The sequence below is a fragment of the Novosphingobium flavum genome, assembly GCF_014230315.1.
Classification (GTDB): domain Bacteria; phylum Pseudomonadota; class Alphaproteobacteria; order Sphingomonadales; family Sphingomonadaceae; genus Novosphingobium; species Novosphingobium flavum.
In genome coordinates this window covers 94192-115488 of record NZ_JACLAW010000005.1, presented here as the reverse complement: position 1 = coordinate 115488, position 21297 = coordinate 94192, and the positions used below count along the sequence as shown (strand labels likewise).

General features: G+C 66.0%; 17 protein-coding genes. 6 read left to right on the top strand and 11 right to left on the bottom strand.

Translation table 11 applies throughout. From position 1 onward, the window contains the following. Positions 1-108 precede the first annotated feature (108 nt). Positions 109-1170 (bottom strand): amidohydrolase family protein, encoded by a 1062-nt coding sequence (locus H7F51_RS07645; RefSeq protein WP_185663655.1) that lies wholly within the window; start codon positions 1168-1170, stop codon positions 109-111. Positions 1171-1638: 468 nt separating this feature from the next. Between H7F51_RS07645 and H7F51_RS07640 the strand changes: the two genes are divergently transcribed. Beyond that, positions 1639-3006, top strand: a complete 1368-nt coding sequence (locus H7F51_RS07640) for an alpha/beta hydrolase family protein (RefSeq protein WP_185663654.1) — start codon at positions 1639-1641, stop codon at positions 3004-3006. 82 nt (positions 3007-3088) lie between these two features. Then, complete coding sequence (locus tag H7F51_RS07635) at positions 3089-4069, top strand: ABC transporter substrate-binding protein (RefSeq protein ID WP_185663653.1); 981 nt, start codon at positions 3089-3091, stop codon at positions 4067-4069. On the opposite strand, the gene H7F51_RS07630 is transcribed toward H7F51_RS07635, so the two are convergent. The 7 genes from H7F51_RS07630 to H7F51_RS07600 all read right to left on the bottom strand — a co-directional run bounded on the left by H7F51_RS07630 (position 4066) and on the right by H7F51_RS07600 (position 13379). Next, entirely contained in the window at positions 4066-4530 is a 465-nt protein-coding gene (locus H7F51_RS07630; RefSeq protein ID WP_185663652.1) for a heme-binding protein, read from the bottom strand. The genes H7F51_RS07635 and H7F51_RS07630 overlap by 4 nt on opposite strands. Before the next feature lie 26 nt (positions 4531-4556). Further along, entirely contained in the window at positions 4557-5942 is a 1386-nt protein-coding gene (locus tag H7F51_RS07625; RefSeq protein ID WP_185663651.1) for an alpha/beta hydrolase, read from the bottom strand. A 73-nt stretch (positions 5943-6015) separates the two neighbouring features. Then, positions 6016-8868 carry a TonB-dependent receptor domain-containing protein gene (locus H7F51_RS07620; RefSeq protein ID WP_185663650.1) on the bottom strand — a complete coding sequence of 951 codons (2853 nt, stop codon included), beginning with the start codon at positions 8866-8868 and terminating at the stop codon, positions 6016-6018. Positions 8869-8918: 50 nt separating this feature from the next. After that, positions 8919-9809, bottom strand: coding sequence for an amidohydrolase family protein (locus tag H7F51_RS07615; RefSeq protein WP_185663649.1), 891 nt, complete (start codon positions 9807-9809; stop codon positions 8919-8921). Positions 9810-9856: 47 nt separating this feature from the next. Further along, complete coding sequence (locus H7F51_RS07610; RefSeq protein ID WP_185663648.1) at positions 9857-10750, bottom strand: substrate-binding domain-containing protein; 894 nt, start codon at positions 10748-10750, stop codon at positions 9857-9859. 122 nt (positions 10751-10872) lie between these two features. Continuing rightward, positions 10873-11892 carry an ABC transporter substrate-binding protein gene (locus tag H7F51_RS07605; RefSeq protein ID WP_185663647.1) on the bottom strand — a complete coding sequence of 340 codons (1020 nt, stop codon included), beginning with the start codon at positions 11890-11892 and terminating at the stop codon, positions 10873-10875. Further along, entirely contained in the window at positions 11892-13379 is a 1488-nt protein-coding gene (locus H7F51_RS07600) for an MmgE/PrpD family protein (protein ID WP_185663646.1), read from the bottom strand. The genes H7F51_RS07605 and H7F51_RS07600 overlap by 1 nt, the downstream gene beginning before the upstream one ends. 177 nt (positions 13380-13556) lie before the next feature. On the opposite strand from H7F51_RS07600, the gene H7F51_RS07595 reads away from it, so the two are divergent. After that, a complete protein-coding gene (locus H7F51_RS07595) occupies positions 13557-14792 on the top strand; it encodes a LysR substrate-binding domain-containing protein (RefSeq protein WP_185663645.1) in 1236 nt (411 codons plus the stop codon). Positions 14793-14939: 147 nt separating this feature from the next. Here H7F51_RS07595 and H7F51_RS07590 read toward each other — a convergent pair whose 3' ends face one another. Together H7F51_RS07590 and H7F51_RS07585 are read right to left on the bottom strand one after the other, a co-directional pair. Next, complete coding sequence (locus tag H7F51_RS07590) at positions 14940-16268, bottom strand: alpha/beta hydrolase (protein ID WP_185663644.1); 1329 nt, start codon at positions 16266-16268, stop codon at positions 14940-14942. A 74-nt stretch (positions 16269-16342) separates the two neighbouring features. Next, positions 16343-19171 carry a TonB-dependent receptor plug domain-containing protein gene (locus H7F51_RS07585; RefSeq protein ID WP_185663643.1) on the bottom strand — a complete coding sequence of 943 codons (2829 nt, stop codon included), beginning with the start codon at positions 19169-19171 and terminating at the stop codon, positions 16343-16345. Between the two features lie 273 nt (positions 19172-19444). Here H7F51_RS07585 and H7F51_RS18955 point away from each other — a divergent pair, with 273 nt between their 5' ends. Beyond that, the gene (locus H7F51_RS18955; protein ID WP_185663803.1) at positions 19445-19693 is read left to right on the top strand and encodes a hypothetical protein; all 249 of its coding nucleotides are present in this window, start codon (positions 19445-19447) and stop codon (positions 19691-19693) included. A 62-nt stretch (positions 19694-19755) separates the two neighbouring features. On the opposite strand, the gene H7F51_RS07575 is transcribed toward H7F51_RS18955, so the two are convergent. Then, the gene (locus tag H7F51_RS07575; protein ID WP_185663642.1) at positions 19756-20139 is read right to left on the bottom strand and encodes a VOC family protein; all 384 of its coding nucleotides are present in this window, start codon (positions 20137-20139) and stop codon (positions 19756-19758) included. A gap of 199 nt (positions 20140-20338) precedes the next feature. Here H7F51_RS07575 and H7F51_RS07570 point away from each other — a divergent pair, with 199 nt between their 5' ends. Together H7F51_RS07570 and H7F51_RS07565 are read left to right on the top strand one after the other, a co-directional pair. Further along, entirely contained in the window at positions 20339-21031 is a 693-nt protein-coding gene (locus tag H7F51_RS07570; RefSeq protein ID WP_185663641.1) for a pentapeptide repeat-containing protein, read from the top strand. Between the two features lie 9 nt (positions 21032-21040). Then, positions 21041-21277 (top strand): hypothetical protein, encoded by a 237-nt coding sequence (locus H7F51_RS07565; RefSeq protein ID WP_185663640.1) that lies wholly within the window; start codon positions 21041-21043, stop codon positions 21275-21277. Positions 21278-21297: the final 20 nt, after the last annotated feature.

Here is a 21297-nt window from a genome sequence, read left to right as displayed (position 1 = left end):
CGAACGGCCCCGGCCCGGTCTTTCCACAAGCCTGCGGAGCCTAGCGCCCGCCCGGCCGGAGCGGTGATTGCTTCGGCTCCGGCGCCATCGAAATGACCGGCAGCGTGCTCATTCCCCGGCCTGGGCGAGGCAGGGAGCCGCCGCTTGCGCATCGCGCGCCCGCAACTGCGCGTCGAGGCGCGGATAGACCCGCCGGGCATTGCCCTCGAACAGCTTGTAGCGGTCAACCTCGCCCAGCTCGTCGCAGGCGTCGACATATTTCTTGGTGTCGTCGAAATAGTTGCCGGTATCGGGGTCGCGCCCGCGCACGGCCCCGATCATTTCCGACCCGAACAGCACGTTGTCGACCGGGATGACCCGGGTGAGCAGTTCGACCCCGCGGAAGTGATAGACGCAGGTGTCGAAGAACACGTTGTCGAGCAGGCGTTCGAGCGGACGCTCCTTCATTTCCAGCGACATCCCGCGATAGCGCCCCCAGTGGTAAGGCACGGCGCCGCCGCCATGGGGGATGATGAAGCGCAGGGTCGGAAAGTCGACGAAGAGGTCGGACTGGAGGAACTGCATGAAGGCGGTGGTATCGCCGTTGATGTAGTGCGCCCCGGTGCTCTGGAAGTTGTGATTGCACGAGGAACTGACGTGGATCATCGCCGGCACGTCGAGCCGGACCATTTCCTCGTAGAGCGGATACCACGAGCGGTCGGTCAGCGGCAGGCCGGTCCAGTGCCCGCCCGAGGGATCGGGATTGAGGTTGCAGCCGACGAAGCCCAGCTCCTCCACACAGCGGCGCAGCTCGGGAATGGAGGTCGCCGGGTCCGCGCCGGGTGACTGCGGCAGCTGGCAGACGGCGGCGAAATTCTCCGGATAGAGGCCGACGACGCGGTGGATCAGGTCGTTGCAGACCTCGGTCCAGGCCAGGCTGGTCTGCAGGTTGCCAAGGTGGTGCCCCATCTGCCCGGCGATCGGCGAGAAGATCGTCAGGTCGCCGCCGCGCTCCTGCTGGAGGCGCAACTGGCCCTGCTCGATCGCCTCGCGGATCTGGTCGTCGCTGATGGCAAGATCCGCGGCGCGCGGCTGCAGAGCCGGATTGTCCGCATGGTCAAGCTGTGCCTTGCGCCAGGCATGAAGGCTCCTGGGCGCAGTGGTGAAGTGTCCGTGGCAATCGATAATCATGGTCTCTCCCCCCGGCTTGCCGGCGGCAGCCCTCTCGGGGTCCTGTCCGCCGATTCCGCACCGGGACCGGCGCGGCGCGCCCGGTCCGGCGATCCGGATGCCGTTCTCGAGCCTCGCATACAGCCGATCCGGATGGGCTGCTCATTAGAACTGGAGGCGAAATATTCTAAACGGAGATTTGTCGCAGAAATCGAGAATTGTGATCCTGACGGCCCGCCCCCTCGCCGCGCGATGAGGCGCGCCTGCCGGCAGGAGCCGAATGAAGCGCCGGGCGAGCCCATCGCAATGCAATTGCCCGGCTATCTGCCGATCAGAGGATGAATTGCCCCGTGCCCGTCCCGCACCCGCCCGCGAGAATTGACCAGAATTATTTCATCGACGCTATTTTGAATAGCGCGGTTTGGAGCACTTCGCCTGTAGGAGAAATTCACAAGAAGCAATCTCCGCTGACGGAGGGGAGAGGTAGTGATGAAATTGACGGTTCCAGCCCTTGCGGCCCTGGCGCTCATCGCGCTTCCGGCAGCTCTTGTCGCGCAGGCGGAAGCGCCGACCGAAGCCGGCCTGCGCGCCCGCGTCGGCCCGCTCGACGGCAAGGACTATTCCGCCGGGTACGTCCGCCTCGGCCGGCGCGGCGAAGGCATGGTGTTCCAGCCGCTTGCCGGCGCAGCGGTCTCTCCGGTCGCAGTGGTCTTCACCCATCCGGGCGGGGACAACTTCACCGCGCCGATTGGGCGCGAACTGGCGCGGCGGGGGTTCCGCACAATCAATGTGAACGCGCGGATCGATCCCGCGCTCGGCGTAGACCAGCAATTGCCGGTCCTGTCGGCCGCAGTTGCCTATATGCGCAGCCTGCCGGGCGTGACCCGGGTTGTGATCGCCGGGCACAGCGGCGGCGCGCACCAGATGACGCTTTACGAGAACGTGGCGGAACATGGCCCTTCGGCCTGCAACGGCCCGGAAAAGGTCTATCCCTGCCAAGCGAGCGGGCTCGAACATCTGGCCAAGCCCGATGGCCTGATCCTGCTCGATCCGCCGCTGGGCGATTTCCACGGCGCCAGTTCGATCGACCCGGCCAGCGCGGGCGGCGTGAATGCGCGCGTTCCCGCGCTGGACATGTTCGCCAAGGCCAACGGCTATGACGCCTCGGCCGGGAAGGCCAGCTATTCGGCCGCCTTCGCCAAGCGCTATTATGCCGCCCAGGCCGCGCGCAATGCGGCGCTGCTGGCACGGGCGCAGGCCCGGATCAAGGCGATCGAGGCCGGCAAGGGCCTTTATGCCAATGACGAACCCTTGACCGTTCCCGGCCTTGGCGAGGATGCCGGCGGGGCGCGGCTCTACCAGTCCGACCTGACCTTCCTTGCCCACACCAAGGCTCCGCACACGCTGGTCAAGGCTGACGGCAGCGAGGTGCAGACGGTGATCCATACCGTTCGCCCGGCCCAGTTTCAGGCGGCCAAGCAGGTTCGCGAGCTTGGCACCAGTTCCAGCAATACCACGGTGCGCGGGTTTCTTGCCCACGACGGCATCCGGCTCCTGCCCGACTATGCCATTACCGCCGACGATATCGTCGGGGTGGACTGGAAATCGGGCTACGATTCCGCGCCGGGCAATGCCTATGGGATCACCGTGCCCACGCTGGTCCTGACCATGGGCTGCCACTACCTCGTCGTGCCGGGCGAGGTGATTTTCGACCGGCTGGCAAGCAAGGACAAGACCTATGCCGCGGTCGAGGGGGCAACGCACGAGTTCACGGCCTGCAAGCCGCAATACGGCGATAGCACGAAGCGGACCTTCGACTATGTCGCCGGTTGGTTGAGCAAGCCCGGCCGCTTCTGAACCTGTTTCCCGCCGCGCGCGCTGGTGATCCCTGACTGGGGGAGGACGGCGCGCGCCCTGATCCCCGAAAGGAGTGCCCCCGATGGCCGCCAAGGTTCCGCTCAAGATTGCCGTTTCCCAGCAACCGCACACCATGGCCGTGCTCGACGGGTCGATCTCGATCGAGGGGGTCGATGCCGAATTCGTCGTCGTCAAGCCGCAGATCGCCGCGTTCCGCAGGATGGTCCGCCAGGTCGAGTTCGATGTCTGCGAACTGGCGCCGACGACCTATATCATCGCCAAGGCTTACGGCGCGCCGTTCACCGCCCTCCCCATCTTCATCGTGCGCCGGTTCCACCATGCAGGCTTGCTGGTCCGGCCGGGCGCGGGGATCGTCCACCCCAAGGATCTGGAAGGCAGGAAAGTTGGCGTAAGGGCCTATTCGGTGACGACCGGGGCCTGGACGCGCGGCGTGCTGATCGATGAGTTCGGCCTCGATTCCTCCAAGGTTACCTGGGTTGTGGACGACGAGGAACACGTCCAGCAGATGATCCTGCCGCCCAACGTGATCCACGCCCCGGCCGGCCGTTCGCTTGCCGACATGATGGCCGATGGCGAACTCGTGGCAGGCTTCGCCGCCAATGCCGGGATCGGCCGCGCAGGCTCACCCACCGAGGGCTGGAAGACGGTCGAGGCCGACTATCCCGACCTGTTCCCCAATGCCGCCGAACTGGAGGCCGAATGGTATGGCCGCACCGGGATCTACCCGATGCACGGCACGGTGGTGGTCAAGGATTCCGTGCTGGCCGAGCATCCCTGGGTCGCCCGCTCGCTGTTCGATGCTTTCTCGCAGGCCAAGTCCGAGTGGCTGGCGCGGCTCGACGCCGGTACTTCCGATGCGGCCTCGGACAAGAAGTATCTGAAACTGCGCAAGATCGTCGGTCATGACCCCCTGCCCTACGGGATGGAAGCCAACATGGCGACGATCCGCGCGCTGGAGGACACCGCCTTCAAACAGCAGTTGACCCCGAAGCGGATGTCGGTGGACGAACTGTTCGTCGATCCGGAACGGGTTCGCGCCTAGCGGATCCGCGCGGCGACGTGGGCGAGGCCGGTGCGGGCACAGGCCTCGTCCGCCGCGTCGCTGGCCGATCCCGCCACGCCATAGGCGCCAAGGAAGGCCGTGCCGGCGAGGACCGGCAGGGCCCCTCGCCCGGCTTGCGCAAGGCGAGGCTCGGCAGAAAGGGCGGGATCGCCTCCGCCGCTTGGGGTGCGGGTCTTGAGCACGGCCTGATTGCGCGAGCGGACCGTGGCGATCGAGGCCGCGTCAGCGCCGTCTTCGGATAGCAGGGCGACCGTTACCCCGGCGGAATCCTTGACTTCGACGGTGACCCGCGCGCCTTGGGCAAGGCAGGCGGCGATGGACGTCCGGGCGGCTTCGACCGCCAGGGCAAGCGGCATTCCCGGCGCCCGGCCGGGAGCCGGATCGGCGGCGTAAGCGGGCACAGCGAACGCCATGGCTGCCGCAATGAAAAGCACACGCATCGGCACTGCTCCGGGGTTGCAAGCGATCAGAAGCGGCCCTGCGAGAGCCAGCGGTCGAGATAGTCGAACGTGCGCTTGGTCGTGTCGCCGTATTCGGGTTTGCAGGGGGCGAAACCGTGGGTCGCCCCTTCGACCGCGACATAGGTTTTGTCCCTGGCGGCAAGGTGGTCGAAGATGATCTCGCCCGGCATGAGCAGGTAGTGGCAGGTCATCGTCATCACCAGCGAGGGCACGGTGATCCCCTCGGCCATGGCCGGGGTTGAGTTGTAGGCCGACTTCCAGTCAACCCCGACGATATTGTCGGCGGTGATCCTGTAGTCCGGCCCGGTGCGGATCGCCGAGGCGGCGAGGAAGCGGCGCACGGTGGTGTTCTGGGCCATGGTGTCGAGCGAGCGCAGCGCGTCGCCCGCCGACTTGCCCGCCGGCGCGCGGACCGACTGGATCACTGCCGTGCCCTCGGCGCCGTCGGCGCGGAGGAGGAGATGGGGCTGGCGGGTGTGGGAGGCGAAGGCGACGTCCGGCTGGTAGAGCCGCGCGCCGGACGCGCGCACGCCCATGCCGCGGATGACCAGCGGCTCATCGTCGACATAGACGGCCTTGCCCTGCTCGATCGCGTGGAGGCGAGCGAGCGCGTGATCGACGATGCGGGCATTGTCGCCGGCTTGCGCGGCATAGAAGCGGCTGGTGAAGGCCGGGGAATAGGCGGCGCGCTTCGCCGCCGGGTCATAGCCGTTGGCGGGATCGAACATGTCGAGCGCCGCCTTGCGCGCGCCCTCGGCGATGGCCGGGTCGACCGCGCTCATCTGGTGGAAGGCGCCGAGCGTGGCATCGAGCAGGACGAGGCCGTCGAGCCGGGCAAGACCTGTGAGGCCGCGGGTCTTGCAGGGGTAGATCTTCTCGGGGCCGGAACAGATCGCCGGCCCCTGCTCGGCAACGCCGCCGTAGAGCGAGACGAGATGGCCGCCGCCGCTGTGGCCGACGAGGACCACCTTGCCGACGCCCGGCAGGGTCCTGAGCCAGGTGATCGCCTGCGACAGGCCAGGCAGGTAGGCCTCGGGATCGGCTTCGCGGAATTCCGCGTCGCCCCGGTAGTTGACCATCAGCACCCGGTAGCCGCGCCGCGCCATCTGGCGGCCGAGCGGTTCGTTGAAATTGTTGCGTCCCGGGTGGCTGAATACCAGCGCGACCGGCGATTTCGGGCTGGTCGGCTCGTAAAGCAGGGCCTCGCTCTGGCTGGGCAGGCGGACATATTCAGTGCGGAAGTTTTCGCCCGCGACCGGCCCTGCCCGCACCGCTCGCCCTTCGCCGCCGCCCTCGCCCGCTTCCTGGGCATGGAGTGCCGGGATCGCCGCGAAAGCGAGCGCCAGCAGGGCGGCAGACCTGCGGGCAAGGCGGGCGGAGCGACGGGTCATGGCAATCCTCGATGCAACAGGGACGCTCCCCGCCCGGCCGAAAGGGCCGGACGGGGAGCTGGGGGCTTGCGGCTCAGAGCTTGAGGCGGAAGCCGAGGTTGAACGAGCGGCCCAGCGGATCGTCGCCGATCGCCCAGCCGCCCATCGCGCCCGGCGTCGTGCTGCCCGGAGGGGCTGAGGCCGGCGGCTCGCGGTCGGTCAGGTTCTGTACGTTGAAGAACACCTCTCCGTTCGCCCCGCCGACCTTCACCTTGTAGGTCAGGTTGAGATCGACGTAGGCGACCGCGCCGACCTTGCAGCACGCGACATAGAGCGTGGAATCGCCGCTCAGCTTGAGCGGATTGCGGTAGCGTTCCTGCAGGTCCACCCGGAAGTTGTCGGTGAGGTCGATCCCCTGGTTGAGCGTGACGCGCACCGAGGGACTGGCGATCAGCGGGGTGGGCCCATAGGCCGTGCCGCCCATGTCGACATCGGACAGGCCGGGCTGGCTGTAGACCGTGTGCGGCTGCCAGGTGAGGAAAGCGCGCAGCGAGAGCGGCTTGCCCAGCAGGCGGGTCTGGTAGTTCGCCTCGACATCGGCACCCCACGAGCGAACCTTGGAGATGTTGATGTTGTACTGGAACCAGCCGGTGACGATGTTGGCCGCCGACTTGTCGGTGAAGCCGTTCGGCCGGGTCTGCAACTGGCAGTAGGGGCTGGTGCCGCCGCTGTTGTAGCAGGCCTGCTGGACCACGGAATCATCGCCCTTGATCTCGACGATCGCGTTCTGGACCTCGATGATGAAGGCATCGACCGCGAGGCTGAAACGCGGCAGCCAGTTGGGCTGGTAGACGATGCCGAAGGTCTTGGTCCGGCCGATTTCCGACTTCAGGGTGGGATTGCCCGCGCGGTAGGACGGCGCATTGGGATTGGCGCCGGTGAGCTGGTCCTGCGCGTTGGAGGTCTGGATCGTCGCAGGGGCGAACAGGTCGTTCAGCGTGGGCGCCCGGATATCGCGCGAGATCGTGCCGCGGAAGCGCAGTTCGTCGTTGAGGTGCCAGTCAAGCCCGGCCTTCCAGGTCCAGTAGGAGCCGGCCGTGCTGTAATGGGTGTAGCGCAGCGCGCCGTTGAGGCTGAGCGACTGGGCAAGCGGCGCGTCCTTGAGCAGCGGCATCTCGAACTCGCCCGCCACTTCCTTGACCGTGACGCTGACCGGGGTGCGGGTGCCGAAGGCATTGGCCCAGGTGAGCGTGGTGGAGCGGCAGTTGTACCGCAGGTCCGTGGCGCAGTTGGGCTGGGCCGTGGCATCGGCGTCGGTCGTGGAATCGTAGCTGGTCCTGCGCCATTCGCCCGACAGGGCGACGCTGACCGGCCCGGCCCAGGTGTTGAACACTTCGCCCGAGACGCTGCCGTTGATGTCCGAGGTCGAGGTGTGGGCGGTGAAGTGGGTCGTGCGGAAGACGTAGTCGAGCGCGGCCTGGCTGGCCGAGGTCGGCCCGAAGATATTGAGCGGGACGCAGTCCGGCCGCTTTCCGGTCAGGGCCGAATAACAGACGATCTTGCCGCTGGCCGGATCGACCACGGCATCGAGCGCGGCGGCGAGATACTCGTTGTTCTGGTTATACAGGAAGTTGTTGTGCAGCGTGGTCTTGCCGTAGTTGCCCGAAAGCTCCCAGCGGAACTTGCCGATCTTGCCGTCGAGCCCGGCATTGAGGATGATCTGGTCCGACGTGATCTCGGGCTGGAGGCGCGGCTCCTGGGTCAGGATCTTGCCGAAGGTGAAGGTCGTCTGCTTGGCCGTGGCAAGCTGCTGCTGGTAGGCCAGCGGCAGGAAGGCGTTGGTCGAACTCATGGTCAGCCCGGTCAGGGCCGGCCAGTTCACCCTGAGTGAATTGTACTTCTTGTCGCGGGCGAACTGAATGTGGGCGTGGGTATCGTCACCGATGTCGAGATCGCCGCGCACATAGAGCTGGTCGAACTTGAGCGGGGCAACCATGTTGGCGCTCTGGTAGTAGCCATCGCCGCCGATCTCGGCGGTCGATGTGGCCGTGGGAGCCCCGTGGATGAAGGCACTGAGAAGGCCGTCGCTGCGGAACTGCATGTCCTTGAGCACGCCGTTCGTAATCAGGCCACCGAAGGACCCGGTGTTGTTGCGAATATCGGCCAGCAGGTAATAGGGATTGCTCTGGGCCCCGGTGCCGACCACGGCATATTTGTTGTTCCACGGGCGCGACCAGCGATCGAGCACGCCGCGATTGTCGTAGTGCTCGAAGCTGGCCTCGATATGGGCGCGGCCGTCGAGCAGGTCGGTGCCGGCGGCGATGCCGGCCTTCCAGCTCTTGTTGTCGTGATATTCGGTCTCTCCGGCCTGGGCCTGGAGCTTGATCCCGTTGAACTTCTTGTCGGGGATGAAGTTGACCACGCCGGCCACGGCATCCGAGCCATAGACCGCCGAGGTGCCGCCGGTGACGACCTCGACCCGCTGGATCAGCATCTGCGGGATGATGTCGGCATCGACGATACCCGCGATGGTGGTCGGCGCGACGCGCTGCCCGTCGAACAGGACCAGGGTGCGGGCCGCGCCGAGGTTGCGCAGGTTGAGCTGGTTCGAGGCCGGGCTCCCCGCCCCGGCGATGCCCGCCGAGATCGGGTTGGACTGCTGGCCGCGCGAACCGGAGAATACCGGCAGGTTGTTGAGCGCGTCGATCAGCGTGGTCGGCTTGGAGGCGACGAGATCCTGCGCGGTGACCACCGTAACCGGGGTCGGCATCGAATTGCCGTTGGTGGCCACGCGCGAACCGGTGACGATGATCTCGCGGGCCTGGTCGTCACTGACCTCCTTGTCGGCGGCAGGAGCCGGAGCCTGCTGCGCGAAGGCGGCCGATGGCAGGGCGATCAGGCACGATGTGGCCAGAAGAAAGGCCGTTGATTTGGCACGTCCAGTCATATTCCCTCTCCCTTTGTTCAGGGCATTTGCTTGTGTTTATTTTTGTAAAATCAGGTTCTTGCAGCCGCGGTGGCGGAGGCTTCGTCGGCCAGCGCGGGATAGAGGCGTTGCGCCGTGCCGGCGAAGATCCAGCGGCGGTCGACAGTGGTCAGATCGGCGCAGGCCGCATGGGCCAACTGGATGATCTCGCTGAGCGTGCCCGGGGCCGAAAGGTAGTTCGATCCCCACGCGATGCGGTTGGCCCCGAAGACGCTGACCAGCTTCACCATGAAGCTTTCCGGCGTGGCCGCGCCCTTGATCATGCTGTCGAGCCCGGAGCGGGTATATTTGAGATAGAGGTTGGGATAGTCGGCAAGGTCGAAATAGTCGGCCGCGGCGGCATAGGGCGGGCCATCGGCGATGCCGGGCCGGCCGAGGTGGTCGATCACCAGCGGTACGGTGGGGAAGCGCTGGAGGATGGTCTTGATATGGCCGAGGCTCTCGTCGCGCGCGTTGACGTTGGTCGCCACGGAAATGCCGAGTTCGGCCGCGCATTCCCATGCCGGCATGGTCGAGGGATCGGCGATCGACAGCCAGTCCTTCGCCATGGTGCTGCCCCGGGCGTAGATCCGCATCCCGGTCATCCCGCGCCCATACCAGTAGCGCATCCGCTCCGGCGCGTCGGGCTGAGTGACGTTTACCGAGAATACCCCCGTAAAGCGGCCCGGATATTCCACGATGGAATCGGCGACATAGTCGTTGTTGAAGCCGTAAGTCGTCGAGGAATGGACGATCGCGGCCTTGTCGACCCCCGCTTCGTCCATGGCCGCGACGAGTTCTTCCATCGTCGCCGCGCGTTCTTTCGACCAGTCAGAACGCTTGCCGCCGATCGGGGTGACGGGATAGCGGACCATGTCGTCGGAGACGATGTGGGGGTGGATGTCGATCAGTTTCGATACCATCGGAAATCCTCGGATGGGCGGGAGGCCGGGTTCAGGCGGTCAGGCGATCAAGCGGTCAGGCTGGCGGTGAGATCGGTGAACAGTTCGTCCACGGTCAGCCGGCGCGGGATCAGGCGCTGCTCGAACGACCACTCGATCGCCAGTTCGAGCGCCTTGCGGTTGGCCTCGAGCCCGATCGGCGGGAAGATCTCAGGCGTTTCGGCGGCGGCGCGGCTTTCCGCCAACATGCGGAAGATCTCGCGCACCGCGTCGGGGTGATCGCGCGCCACCTCGTCGTGGACGACGAACATGTGGTTGATCGGGACCACGTTCTCGCGGGCGTGCCATTCCTTCGCAGCGGCCTTGGCATCGGGGATCAGCGTGGCGATGCGCGGGTCCTTGGGCATGTCTCCGCCCATCATCACGGCGGCGAGTTCGCCGCTGTAGAGCATGTCGACCAGCTTCGAGCCGGCGGGGAGGCGCTGGCAATTGGCCGGCTCCTGGAACTCGGCCACGTGGGCGTCCTCGATCGTCATCCAGGTGACCTTGTTCAGGTCGACGCCGTATTCGTGCTGGAGCACGCCGCGCACCCACAGACCGGTGGTCTGGGCATAGGTGCGCACGCCGACCTTCTTGCCCTCGATGTCCTTGGGCGAGAGGTGGCCGCGCTCGCTGTCGTAGGCGATGCAGTGCTGCTGGAAGCGGCCCGAGATCGGGATCGGCAGCAGGGTCCACGGCTTGCCCCAGGCCTTGGCCTGAAGGTAGGTGATGATCGCCAGCTCGCCCGCGTCATACTGGCCATCGCGCAGCATCGCCTTGAAGGCGTTGTTGGCCACCTTGGGCCCGCAATAGTCGAGTTCGACCAGCGGCGAGGTGATCCGCCCGTCCTTCATCGCCATGGTCACGGGATAGTCCGCGAGGTTGGTGCGAAGCTTGAGCAGCTGGGTGGCGGTTTCGGTCATCAAGGCGGTTCTTTCGTGCAGGCGGGGGCGGCTTGCCAAGCCGGGGGCGGCGAGGCAATTTGACCTGTGGCAGTTGCGGCAATCAGCGACGGCGCGGGGCGGGCGCCGCCGAATTCAATGGGTTACGTCTTGTCGAGCAGTTTCAGGGCGGCTTCGGCGATCGAGGTATCGACCACGCGGTCGTAGGGCAGGACTTCCTTCTGCGCTTTGAACTCCACGTTGATCTTCTGCATGTACTCGACCCGCTCCGGCGAGATGATCAGGTCCTTGGCCAAGGGCTTCGTCTTCTGGAGGAAAGCCCATTCGCTCTCGTGCTCGCGCTCGGGCGCCGAGGGGAAGACCGAGCGGCGGGCCTTGAGGAAGGCTTCCTTCGCCTCTGGCTGGCCGAGGAACCGGAACAGCGTGGCATAGGCGGCAAGGGTGCGGACCAGTTCGTCGCGCTTGGTGGCGATCGCGTGTGTCGAGGTCCAGCCGGCCTGATAAGTGAAATCAGGCAGTTCGACCGACATGTCGCCATGTTCGAGGGCGTGGACCTTGTAGATCTCGGCATCGGGAACATAGGATGCGGGCCCCAGCCCGGCATCGACCGTGCCGGCCATCACGCCCTTGAACACATCGGTGTTGGAACCCAGGTTGATGAAGCGGATGGTCGAGACGTCGATCCCGTACTTGCGCAGAAGGGTGACGGTGAGCTGATGGACCAGCGAGCCCATCGCACCGCTGCCGACGTTCTTGCCCTCGAGGTCCTTGAGCGTGCGGACACCCGGCTTGCCGCTGAACAGGGCGAGCATCGGGGTCAGCGTGGCGGCGCTCAGGATGCGGACCTGGGCCCCGCGTTCGATCGCAGGGAATATCTGGCTGAAGCCGGAGAGCGGCGCGATGTCGACCGATCCGCTGACCACGCTGGCGAGGATCTTGGCCCCGTCGGACACGGCGATCGCATTGGGATGGAGGCCGAGGCTTTCCATGAAGCCCTGCTGCTTCATCAGCGCGGCGATGGTCATGTTGAAGGAACCGGCCGCCGTGGCGATGTTGATCGCGCCCTTGGCGCTGCCCTGCTGGCCTGAGCAGCCGCTCAGGGTGAGCAGGCCGGCAGCGCCGAACTGGCCCATCAGGGCACGGCGGGAAATCATCTCGAACATCAGGCGCTCCGCTTGATCGGCTTGAGCAGGGCAAGGAGCCCGTCAAGCGTGGGTTTGCTGTCGATCGAGAGAATAGCGTCGCGCGCCCGCTCGGCACCCGATTTTCCGATCACGCCCTCGGCAAGGTCGAAGAACTTGGTCTCGATCTCCTTGTCGGTGGCCGGATTCTGGATCGAGCCGGGCGCGAAGGGCATCTCGGCGCGGCGCACGGAGCCGTCCTTGAGCGTGACCTCCATGTTGCAGCCGAGGATATCGCCGCCGCTGGTGGTGAGCGCCGGATCGGCCACGACCTTGATCCGCTTCATGAACTCCTTGGCCGCCGGTTCGCGGAAGCGGGGATCGTGGAAGTCCTCGATCCTGACGTCGCCATCAAGGAAGGCGCGGGTGACGCAATAGGGCGCGCTGTGATCGGCGTGTTCGCGGGTGTTGATCTCGTGATCGAGGAAGCCGAGCTGCTGGTCGTAACCGAATTCGCTCATGTACATCGTGACCGAGACGATGTCGGCCGCCCTCACCCCCTTTTCGCGCAATTGCAGCGCGGCGGCGATCGGGGCCTGCGAGGTGCCGATGCTCGGCCACATCTTCATGCAGCTCTTCATGATCTGGAATTCGCCCGAGCGCTTGCGCAGCAGGTCCTGCTTGAGCCCGCGGCTGACCAGCCGGTCATAGCTGAATTCGCCGTCCATGATGGTCAGCGGATATTGCACCCCGGCCTGGCTGAGCAGTGCGGCGAAAGTGCCGCTGCGCACGGCCATGGCCTCGGCCGCGCCCTTGGCATTGGTCAGTTCGTCGCCGGCGCGGACCTCGGACAGGGTGTTGGCGTTGGAGGCGGCAATGGCCAGGGCATTGGCGATGCCCCTGGCGTCGAGCCCGAGCAGCCGCGCCGCGCAGGCCGCCGAGGCATATTGCGCCTCGATCGAAGGCATGTCGAACCCGCGCCGTTCCGAGGCATCGCGGATGCGGATGTGCACGTCGTAGCCGAGCGTCAGGCCGAGGATCAGGTCCTTGCCGGAAAGACGGCGCATTTCCGCCACGGCCAGGGCCGAGGCGAGGTTGATGCTGGGATGGTGCGGGTAGCCGAAGGCCGTGTAGTCATTGAAATCGAGGTAGCGGATCTGCAGCGCGTTGAGGAAAGCGGCTTCATCGCACGAGGTTTTCCAGCCGGTGCCGATCACCGTGGCCTGCGGGTTGCCGCCGCGCATCCGGATCACGCCGCGCGCGGCCTTGACCGGCGGGCCATCAACCGCGCCGATCGCGCAGCCGAAGGTATCCAGCAGGAGATTCTTGACCTTGCGGACCGTGGCCGGGGACAATTCCTCGTACCGGGTTGCGGCGATCCAGGCCCCCATGTCTTCCAGCACGGTCGGCCCGCTGGATTTCGCTTTCCTTTCCTGCGCCAGCGCAGCCCCATTGTGCAGAGCGGCGCCGCCGCCGGCGAGCAGCATCAGACCTGCGCCGCCATCGCGCAGGAATTGCCGTCTCGCCAAACCTTTTTCGATCATATCCCCTCCAACGCGCGCCGTTCTCCCACGCCTTGCCCGAACATAAGTTTCGGGCAACCGGCACGGACGGTCATTTCCGCGAACAAATGCATAGTGGCCTATTTGTGGCTTGCACCAAACTTCGTTCTTTCGGATATCTATAAGATATGCAGAATTCTGATCATGACGCCCTACGACCTTAACCTGCGCCACCTGATGGCGCTGAGCGAGATCAAGCAGCTTGGCAGCCTGAGCCGCGCGGCCGAAGCGGTGCACCTTTCGCAGCCCGCTCTGACCCAGGCCGTGGTCAAGCTGGAAGGCACGCTGCAACACCGCCTGTTCGACCGCCACCGCGACGGGATCACGCCGACCCCGGCCGGGATCGAGCTGATCGACCGGGTCGATCGCGCTGCGCAGGAACTGGCCGCAGCATTCGAGGAGTGCCGCCCGGCCACCTCCTCGCGCCGCTGGATCGACGGGCGGGCCATGTTGCTGCGGGTCAGCTTCACGCACCTGCGCGCAGTGATCGCGGCGGTGCAGAGCGGCAACTTCATCCTCGCCAACCGGGCGACCGGAATCTCGGCCTCGGCCATTCACCGCGCGGTGCGCGATTTCGAACAGCTATCGGGCATCATCCTGTTCGAGCGGCGCGGGCGCTCGGTCGTGCCGACCGACGGGGCGCGGGCCATTGCCGGGGCCGCGCGGCGCGCCGTGGCCGAGATCGAGGCGGTGATCGCCGATCTCGACATGCGGCGCGGCCAGATCGGCGGGCGGCTGACGATCGGGGCCATGCCGCTGGTGCGGGCCAAGCTGATCCCGGAGGCGGTGTGCGATTTCCACGCAAAGCAACCGGGCGCGACCATTGCCATCATCGACGGGCCTTACAGCGAGCTTCTGGCGCGGCTGACGGCGGGCGAACTGGACATGATCGTGGGCGCGCTGCGCATTCCCAACCCCTCGCCCGAAATCGTGCAGACCCCGCTCTACAAGGACCATTTCTCGGTCGTCGCGCGCAGCGATCACCCGCTGACCGAACTGGACCAGATCGATCTCCATGACCTCGCCCGATATCCGTGGATCATGTCGGGCCGCACCGCGCCCAAGCGGGTGGCCTGGGAAAACATGTTCCTCGACATGGGCATCCCGCCGCCGCCGGTGGCGGTGGAGTGTTCCTCGGTCCTCGCCATCCACGGCCTGCTGTTCGAGGGGGACTGGCTCGCCCTGCTCTCGCCCGAACAGGTCAGCCGCGAGGTGGCGAACGGCGGGCTGGCGATCCTTGGCCCGCCGCTGCGCGGCGGGGCCAGCATGATCGGGGTGACGACGCGCGCCGGGTGGCGGCCATCGGCGATCCAGAGCCAGTTTCTCGACAACCTCAAGGCCCGGGTGGACCGGATGAAGCACGCGGGGTTGGCGGCTTAGGGGGTAAAGGCGGGCGGTCCGTACACGCTGACAAAGCGGCCGACCCAACCCGAACATTTCTGCCATTCACCTCGCGGATAGAGAGAGGGGCGACGGCAGGCTGTTACACCCACCGCCGCCCCCATCCCGCAGGCCGTCCGATGCGGCTCAGCCGGCCACGGGAAAGCGTTTTGCCAGCCAGCTTTCCACGTAATCGAAGGCACGCTTCTGGCTGTCGCCGAACTCCGGGCGGCAGGGGCCGAATTCGTGATTGCCGCCGTCCACGACGACGAACTCCTTGTCCGCCGCCGCAGACTGGTCGAACACGATCTCGAGCGGGATCATGTGGATCGTGCAGCTGCCGGCCATGACCAGCGTGGGCACGGTGATGTTGCGCACCGAGCCCGCGGCAGAGTTGGCCGAGGAGGACCAGTCCACCCCCTTGATGTCGTTGCGGGTCATGGCGAAGGCGGGGGTGGTGGTGATCGCCGAGAACGAAAGGTAGTGGCGCACGGTGGTATCCATCACCGTGTCCTCCATCGTGTTGCGCTGGTCGAGCGCGGGGGCGCCGGGTTTGCGCACGCTTTTCACGATCTCGACCGGGCGGCTGCCGTCGGCCTTGAGATTGAGGTGAGTGCCGTGGGTTTCGGACAGGATCGAGCCATCCTGCAGGTTTAGCCGGGGGCCGAGCGAGCTGGTGGCCGTGCCGACGACGACGAAGGGCTCGTCATCGCGGAACAGGCCCTTGCCCGCGTCGAGCGCGGCCACGCGGGCCTTCGCCTCGGCGATCACGGCTTCGCTGCGGCGATGCAGTCCGGCTTCGTAGCGCTGCTGGAATGCCGCGCTGTAGCGGGCCGTGCCGGTCTTGGGATCGAAGCCGTTCTGCGCGGCATAGGCATCGAGCGCGGGATTGCGCGGCGCGGGCTTGTTGCCGACGATCGCCGGATCGAGGCCCTGGAGACGGTGCGGCGCGCCGATATTGGCTTCGAGCACCAGCATGGCATCGGCCTTGGGCAGGTTCTCCAGCCCCTTGCCGCCGCACTTGGAAATGCGGTTGGCCTGCTGGCAGGCGGAGGGGCCCTTTTCGGCGACTTCCTGGTAGAAGGTCAGCTCCGGCCCGCCCCCGCTGTGGCCGACGAGGATGACCTTGTCGACGCCCGGCAGCTTGCGGGCATAGCGGATTGCCGCCGCGATCGGATCGAGGAAGACCTCGAACGTGGTCTCCTTGCCGTAGAAGTTGATCTCGATCGTGCGGTAGCCGCGTTCACCCAATTTGCGGCCGATGAAGTATTCAAAGGTATTGAGATTGTCCGGGTGGACGTTGATCGCCACGATATGCCCGTTGGGGCCAGGCGTGGCCGGTTCGACCAGCACGGCATTGGCCTCGCGCCCGAGACGGATGTAGCTGCGCTTGAGCGCGCCGCCATCCTGGGCAAGTGCGGGCATGGCCATTGCACAGGCCAGCAGCGGGGCAATCAGGGCGTGACGAAGGCGCATGGTGTTTTCTCTCCCGTAAGGTCTTGTACTGCGCATCTGTGCCGCAAGGGCAGGGTTTTCGGCGTTGCGGAAGATCAGCCCCGCCACCGCACGCCGAAGGTGAAATAGCGCCCCATCGGATCGTCGCCGATGGCCCAGCCGCCGAACTGGCCGGGCTGCGGGCTGTTGTAATAGGCCGCGGGCGGCGGCGTCCGGTCGAGCAGGTTCTGGACGTTGACGAAGAAGTCGAACTTGCCGCGCCCGCCCTCGACCGTCCAGTTGAGGTTGAGGTTGGTGGTATAGAACGAGGGCACCAGCGGGTTGGTCCAGATCTGGGCGGGCGAGACCTGATGGGTAAGCGTGGAGCGCCAGCGTTCCATCACGTCGACGCTGAAGCTGTCGGTCGGCTTGATGTGGAACAGGGCCGTGGCCGACCACTTGGGCGAGGGATAGAGCGAGCCGGTGTCATAGGCGACGCCCGCGTGTTCGAGCACCGAATTGGTGGTGCGGAAGGTCAGCTTGGGCTGGTGATTGACGAACAGCCGGGTCGAGAACGGCCGGGCGAACAGTTCGCCCTGGTAATTGACCTCGAGGTCGAGACCGTAGGCCTTGATCTCGGCGAGGTTGATATTGCGGCTGTAGAAGGCCTGCACCTGGTTGGCGATCGAGGTGTCGGTGAAGCCATTAGGCCGCACCTGCAACAGGCAATAGGGCGAAGCGCCGCCGCTCGCGTAGCAGGCCTGCTGGTTGGCCGCGAGGTTGCCGCGCTCGTTCGACAGGGCATCGGTGATGCGGATGTGATAGCCATCGAGCGCGATGCTGAAGGCCGGGCTCGGCTTCCAGACGATGCCGGCCGTGGTGGTGTGGCCGATCTCCGCCTTCAGGCCGGGATTGCCGCCGCTGTAGAGCGGGACCGTGGGCGCGGTGCTGGTCAGGAGATCCTGCAGCAGCGAGACCGCCACGGTGCGCGGGGCGAACAGCTCGTTAAGCGAGGGCGCGCGGATGTCGCGGCTCCGGGTGGCGCGCAGGCGCAGGGTATCGGTCAGCTGCCAGTCGAGCCCCAGCTTCCACGTCACGTAGTTGCCGCTGGTCTTGTACGAGGTGTAGCGCGCCGCGCCGTTCACGGTCATCGAGCGGCCCAGGGCTGAATCCTTGAGCAGCGGGACATTGGCCTCGACCGCCCCTTCCCACACGATCTGGCTGACCTTGGGCAGGTTGTTGGCCGTGGTCTGGTAGAGCGTGGAGGTCGAGGTGCAGTTGAAGTTCAGGCCGGTGCAATTCGCCAGCAGGCTGTCTGGCGCATCGCTGACCTGGTAGAGCGTCTGGCGGCGATATTCACCCGACAGGGCGAGGTCCAGCGGACCGGCCCAGGTATCGAAGGGCGAGCCGGCAAGGCTGAACTCGGCATCGTCCATGGTCGAGCGGGCGATCGCGGTCGTATCCGCCATGATGTAGCGGCTTGCCTCGGCGCTGGCGGCCGTCGGGCCGAAAATGTTGAGCGGGACGCAGCCTGGATTGGCTGCGGGGTTGGTCAGGGTCACGTTGCAGACGATCTGGCCGTTCGCCGGATTGACCACGGCATCGAGCGCTGCCCACAGGTGCTGCTGGTTGACGTTGTTGCGGGCGATCGACTTCTGCTGGGTCCAGCCGTGCTGCAGCGAGAGATTCCAGCGGTAATCCCCGATCCTGCCTTCCAGCCCGCCGCTGGCGATGAACGAATTGAGATCGCTCTCCGCCACGCGCCTTTCGGCATTGCCCGACATGAACTCGCTCATCTTGAACGTGGACTGCGAGGCATTGGCCAGCGCGGTGCGATAGGCCTGGGCGAGGAAGGGGTTGGACGAGCTCATCGTCACGTTGGCCAGCATCGGTGCGGCCTGGTACTGCTCGTTCTTCTTGATGACCCCGGCGAAGTTCACATAGGCGTGAACGGCCTCGGTCAGGTCGTAGTCCAGCCGCGCGAACATCTGGTGGCTGCGCAGCGGGGCCTTCATCGAATCGTCGTAATAAGCGCCGTCGCCGCCGATCTCGACCAGAGCGGAACCCGCGCTGCCCGTGCCGCGCTGGAAGGCCGAGAGGACGCCGTTGCTCTTGAAGACCTGGCCCGAGAGCGCGCCGCTGGTGATCAGGCCGCCGAAGGCGGTGGTGTAAAGGCGGACATTCGGCGCGAGGGTATAGGGATTGGCCGGAGTGCCGAGGCCGACGACCGACCATTCCGGGTTCCACGGCCGCGAATTGCGGTGCAGCACGCCTTCGTCGTTGCGGTATTCGTAGCTCGCCTCGAAGTGGCCGCGCCCGCCGAACAGGCCGGTGCCCCAGGCGATCCCGCCGTTCTGCTGGGCGCCGTCGCCATAGCGGCTGATCCCGGCCTGGGCCTGGAGCTTGAGCCCGCTGAACTTGCGATCGGGAATGAAGTTGATCACGCCCGAGATCGCGTCCGAACCATAGACCGCCGAGACCCCGCCGGTGACCATGTCGACCCGCTCGATCAGCATCTGCGGGACCATGTCGGAATCGACGGTGCCGTCGCTCAGCGTCGGCGGGATGCGGTGACCATCGAACAGCAGCAGGTTGCGGTTAGCGCCCAGATTGCGCAGGTTGAGCTGGTTGGCCGCGCCGGCATTTCCGGAAGGATTGCCGAACTGGCTGCGCGATCCGGCAAAGACCGGCAACTGGTTGAGGTTGTCGGACAAGGTCGAAGGCTGGACGGTCTGCAGCGCCTGGACGTTGACCACGGTAAGCGGGGTCGGGCTCTGGTTGCCGTTGGTGATCGTGCGGGATCCGGTGACAATGATCTCGGCTCCGGTGCCGTCCGCATCCGGGGCAGCCTGGGCATGAGCGGCAGCCGGCAGGAGAGCCAGCGGCAGGGAAATCAGGCTCGCGCGCGCCAGCAGCGCACCCATCATCCGCGAACGGGTCATCATCGTCCTCTCCGGTCTGATCCATTCATGAGCCGGTTCGGACCCGGCCGGAGCCACGTGCCCCTGCTGCGTCCGATTTCAACGCGCGCAGCTCCTCTGGCGCAAAATCGCAGCAGCAATTCCGCGCAGTCCAGCCGTGCCCGCCGTTCAGCATCATGTGGAATTTCTTTGGTCCGCGCTTCGTGGCCAATCCTGCCCGGGAACTCCAATTCGAAGCGTGGTTTTGGTATAATGTTTCGATGATTGTCGATTGAGAACAGACAACAATCAGGTCCGATGCCGGCATCCCGGAGGCCGCTCCAGCCCTGCCGACAGGCGAAGCGGGGAACGGCAGCGGACAGGTGCCGGGGCGCCCTGAAGGAACAACTGCCGACCGGAGGGCGACTGATCAGTCCTGCCAGGTCAGAACATGTGCAGTCGCTGCGGCAGATCAGTCGGACCGGCGCCAGGCATTGGGAGGAAGAGGATCTGGGTGCGTGCCGCTTTGTCCCGCTCATCGGCAGGGAGCGACTGCCCGAATGGTGAGGGCGAGCCGCGGGCAGCACGACCTCCGAAGGCCGAATGCGGGAGGCCTTCCTGCCCCCTCGTCAGCCGCCGGAGCCGTAAGGCTTTGTGATCACCTCAAGCAGGTGCCCATCCGGATCGGGGAAATAGACGCCCCGGCCGCCGTCGTGATGATTGATCTGGCCGGGCCTGCTCTTCCCGGGATCTGCCCAGTGGTCGATCCCGTGATCCTTGATGCGGCCGAAAACGGCGTCGAAATCTGCGTCGTTGAGCAGGAAGGCATAGTGTTGTTGCGCGATCGGCCGCTCGGCATTGGCGAAATCGAGTGACACGCCATTATCCAGGTCGACAACGTCGAAGTGGGCAAAGCGCCTCGGCGCCGGTCGGCCCAGAATTTCGGCCATGAATTTGGCCGAGGCTGCCTGGTCTGTGCACCAGACGATGGTGTGATTGAGATCCACGCCCATGACCGAGGCTCCGGCAGCGGCTTCACCTCCAATAGATAACCGCAGATCGCGCCATGAGCAACCTCGGCCCATCATGTCCTGTGCCGCGCAATTCACGATCGGGAAAAGCGGGACACTTCGGAGAGCGTCGGCGAGGAAAAACCTTCGGCCGGGCGCTCCGGCACTGGATTGAACGCGCCGCCGTGGTACTGGGTGAGCAATGGATGATCTGTTTTCCGACCGGGCCCTGCGCGGGCAATCGCTGGTCCGGGCCGACCTGCAGGCGCTTGCCGCCGGACCGGCCCCCGCCCACCTGATCGACTGCGATCTCGCGGAAGCGGACCTGTCGGATCTGGACCTTGAGGGATGGGCCTTCGAGCGCTGCGACCTGCGCCACGCGAAGTTCAACGGGGCCCGGCTTGAAGGCTCCCGGTGGCAATCGTGCCGGGGCGGCTTTGCCAGCTTCGTCGGTGCCGACCTTTCCGACGCGGTCTTCGCCTCGAGCGACTACAACAATGCCGTGCTGCGCCGGAGCACCCTGACCGGGGCCTCGTTCACGGGATGCAAGTTGACTGGCGCCGACCTGTCCGAGGCCAGCCATATGGACATTCGCTTTGCGGAAACGCTTCTGATCAGCGCCAAGCTGCCGGCCTTCTCCTTCCGCCAGCAAAACCTGCGCCGGGTCGATTTCAGCCAGTCGGACCTCAGGAAGTGCGATTTCCGCGCCGCAGTTTTCGAGGAGTGCAGCTTGCGCGATGCCCATGTGGCCGGCGCGCGCTTCGATCATGCGGACCTGCGCGGCGCGGATCTCGGCGGAATTCGCCTGAACGACGCCGGGCTGTTTCGCGGCGCCACCATCTCGCGCGAGCAGGCCGCGCAGTTGCTGGCTGACCTCGGCCTCAAGCTCGGCTAGGACAGGACGATGAAGACCAACCGGGCCATATCCGCCGCGCGCGCCAGGGAAGATCGGCAGAAATGCCTCGACTGGCTGATCCCGCAGATGAGCGAGGGCAAGGCCAAGACCCTGACCAAGGATCAATACCGCGACCTGGCCCGGGCCGAGTTCAGCTTTTCAACCGCCGCCTTCAACGAGGCCTGGATCTGGGCGATCGAGGAAACCGGGCGGCAGGACTGGTACGAGGGCAAGGGGCGCGACTGATACTGCGCGCCGGCCGGACG

Excerpts from the sequence above, each read along its gene's own strand:
- H7F51_RS07645 (WP_185663655.1), bottom strand. The coding sequence starts at position 1,170 with ATGATTATCGATTGCCACGGACACTTCACCACTGCGCCCAGGAGCCTT.
- H7F51_RS07640 (WP_185663654.1), top strand. The coding sequence starts at position 1,639 with ATGAAATTGACGGTTCCAGCCCTTGCGGCCCTGGCGCTCATCGCGCTT.
- H7F51_RS07635 (WP_185663653.1), top strand. The coding sequence starts at position 3,089 with ATGGCCGCCAAGGTTCCGCTCAAGATTGCCGTTTCCCAGCAACCGCAC.
- H7F51_RS07630 (WP_185663652.1), bottom strand. The coding sequence starts at position 4,530 with ATGCGTGTGCTTTTCATTGCGGCAGCCATGGCGTTCGCTGTGCCCGCT.
- H7F51_RS07625 (WP_185663651.1), bottom strand. The coding sequence starts at position 5,942 with ATGACCCGTCGCTCCGCCCGCCTTGCCCGCAGGTCTGCCGCCCTGCTG.
- H7F51_RS07620 (WP_185663650.1), bottom strand. The coding sequence starts at position 8,868 with ATGACTGGACGTGCCAAATCAACGGCCTTTCTTCTGGCCACATCGTGC.
- H7F51_RS07615 (WP_185663649.1), bottom strand. The coding sequence starts at position 9,809 with ATGGTATCGAAACTGATCGACATCCACCCCCACATCGTCTCCGACGAC.
- H7F51_RS07610 (WP_185663648.1), bottom strand. The coding sequence starts at position 10,750 with ATGACCGAAACCGCCACCCAGCTGCTCAAGCTTCGCACCAACCTCGCG.
- H7F51_RS07605 (WP_185663647.1), bottom strand. The coding sequence starts at position 11,892 with ATGTTCGAGATGATTTCCCGCCGTGCCCTGATGGGCCAGTTCGGCGCT.
- H7F51_RS07595 (WP_185663645.1), top strand. The coding sequence starts at position 13,557 with ATGACGCCCTACGACCTTAACCTGCGCCACCTGATGGCGCTGAGCGAG.
- H7F51_RS07590 (WP_185663644.1), bottom strand. The coding sequence starts at position 16,268 with ATGCGCCTTCGTCACGCCCTGATTGCCCCGCTGCTGGCCTGTGCAATG.
- H7F51_RS07585 (WP_185663643.1), bottom strand. The coding sequence starts at position 19,171 with ATGATGACCCGTTCGCGGATGATGGGTGCGCTGCTGGCGCGCGCGAGC.
- H7F51_RS18955 (WP_185663803.1), top strand. The coding sequence starts at position 19,445 with ATGCCGGCATCCCGGAGGCCGCTCCAGCCCTGCCGACAGGCGAAGCGG.
- H7F51_RS07575 (WP_185663642.1), bottom strand. The coding sequence starts at position 20,139 with ATGGGCGTGGATCTCAATCACACCATCGTCTGGTGCACAGACCAGGCA.
- H7F51_RS07570 (WP_185663641.1), top strand. The coding sequence starts at position 20,339 with ATGGATGATCTGTTTTCCGACCGGGCCCTGCGCGGGCAATCGCTGGTC.
- H7F51_RS07565 (WP_185663640.1), top strand. The coding sequence starts at position 21,041 with ATGAAGACCAACCGGGCCATATCCGCCGCGCGCGCCAGGGAAGATCGG.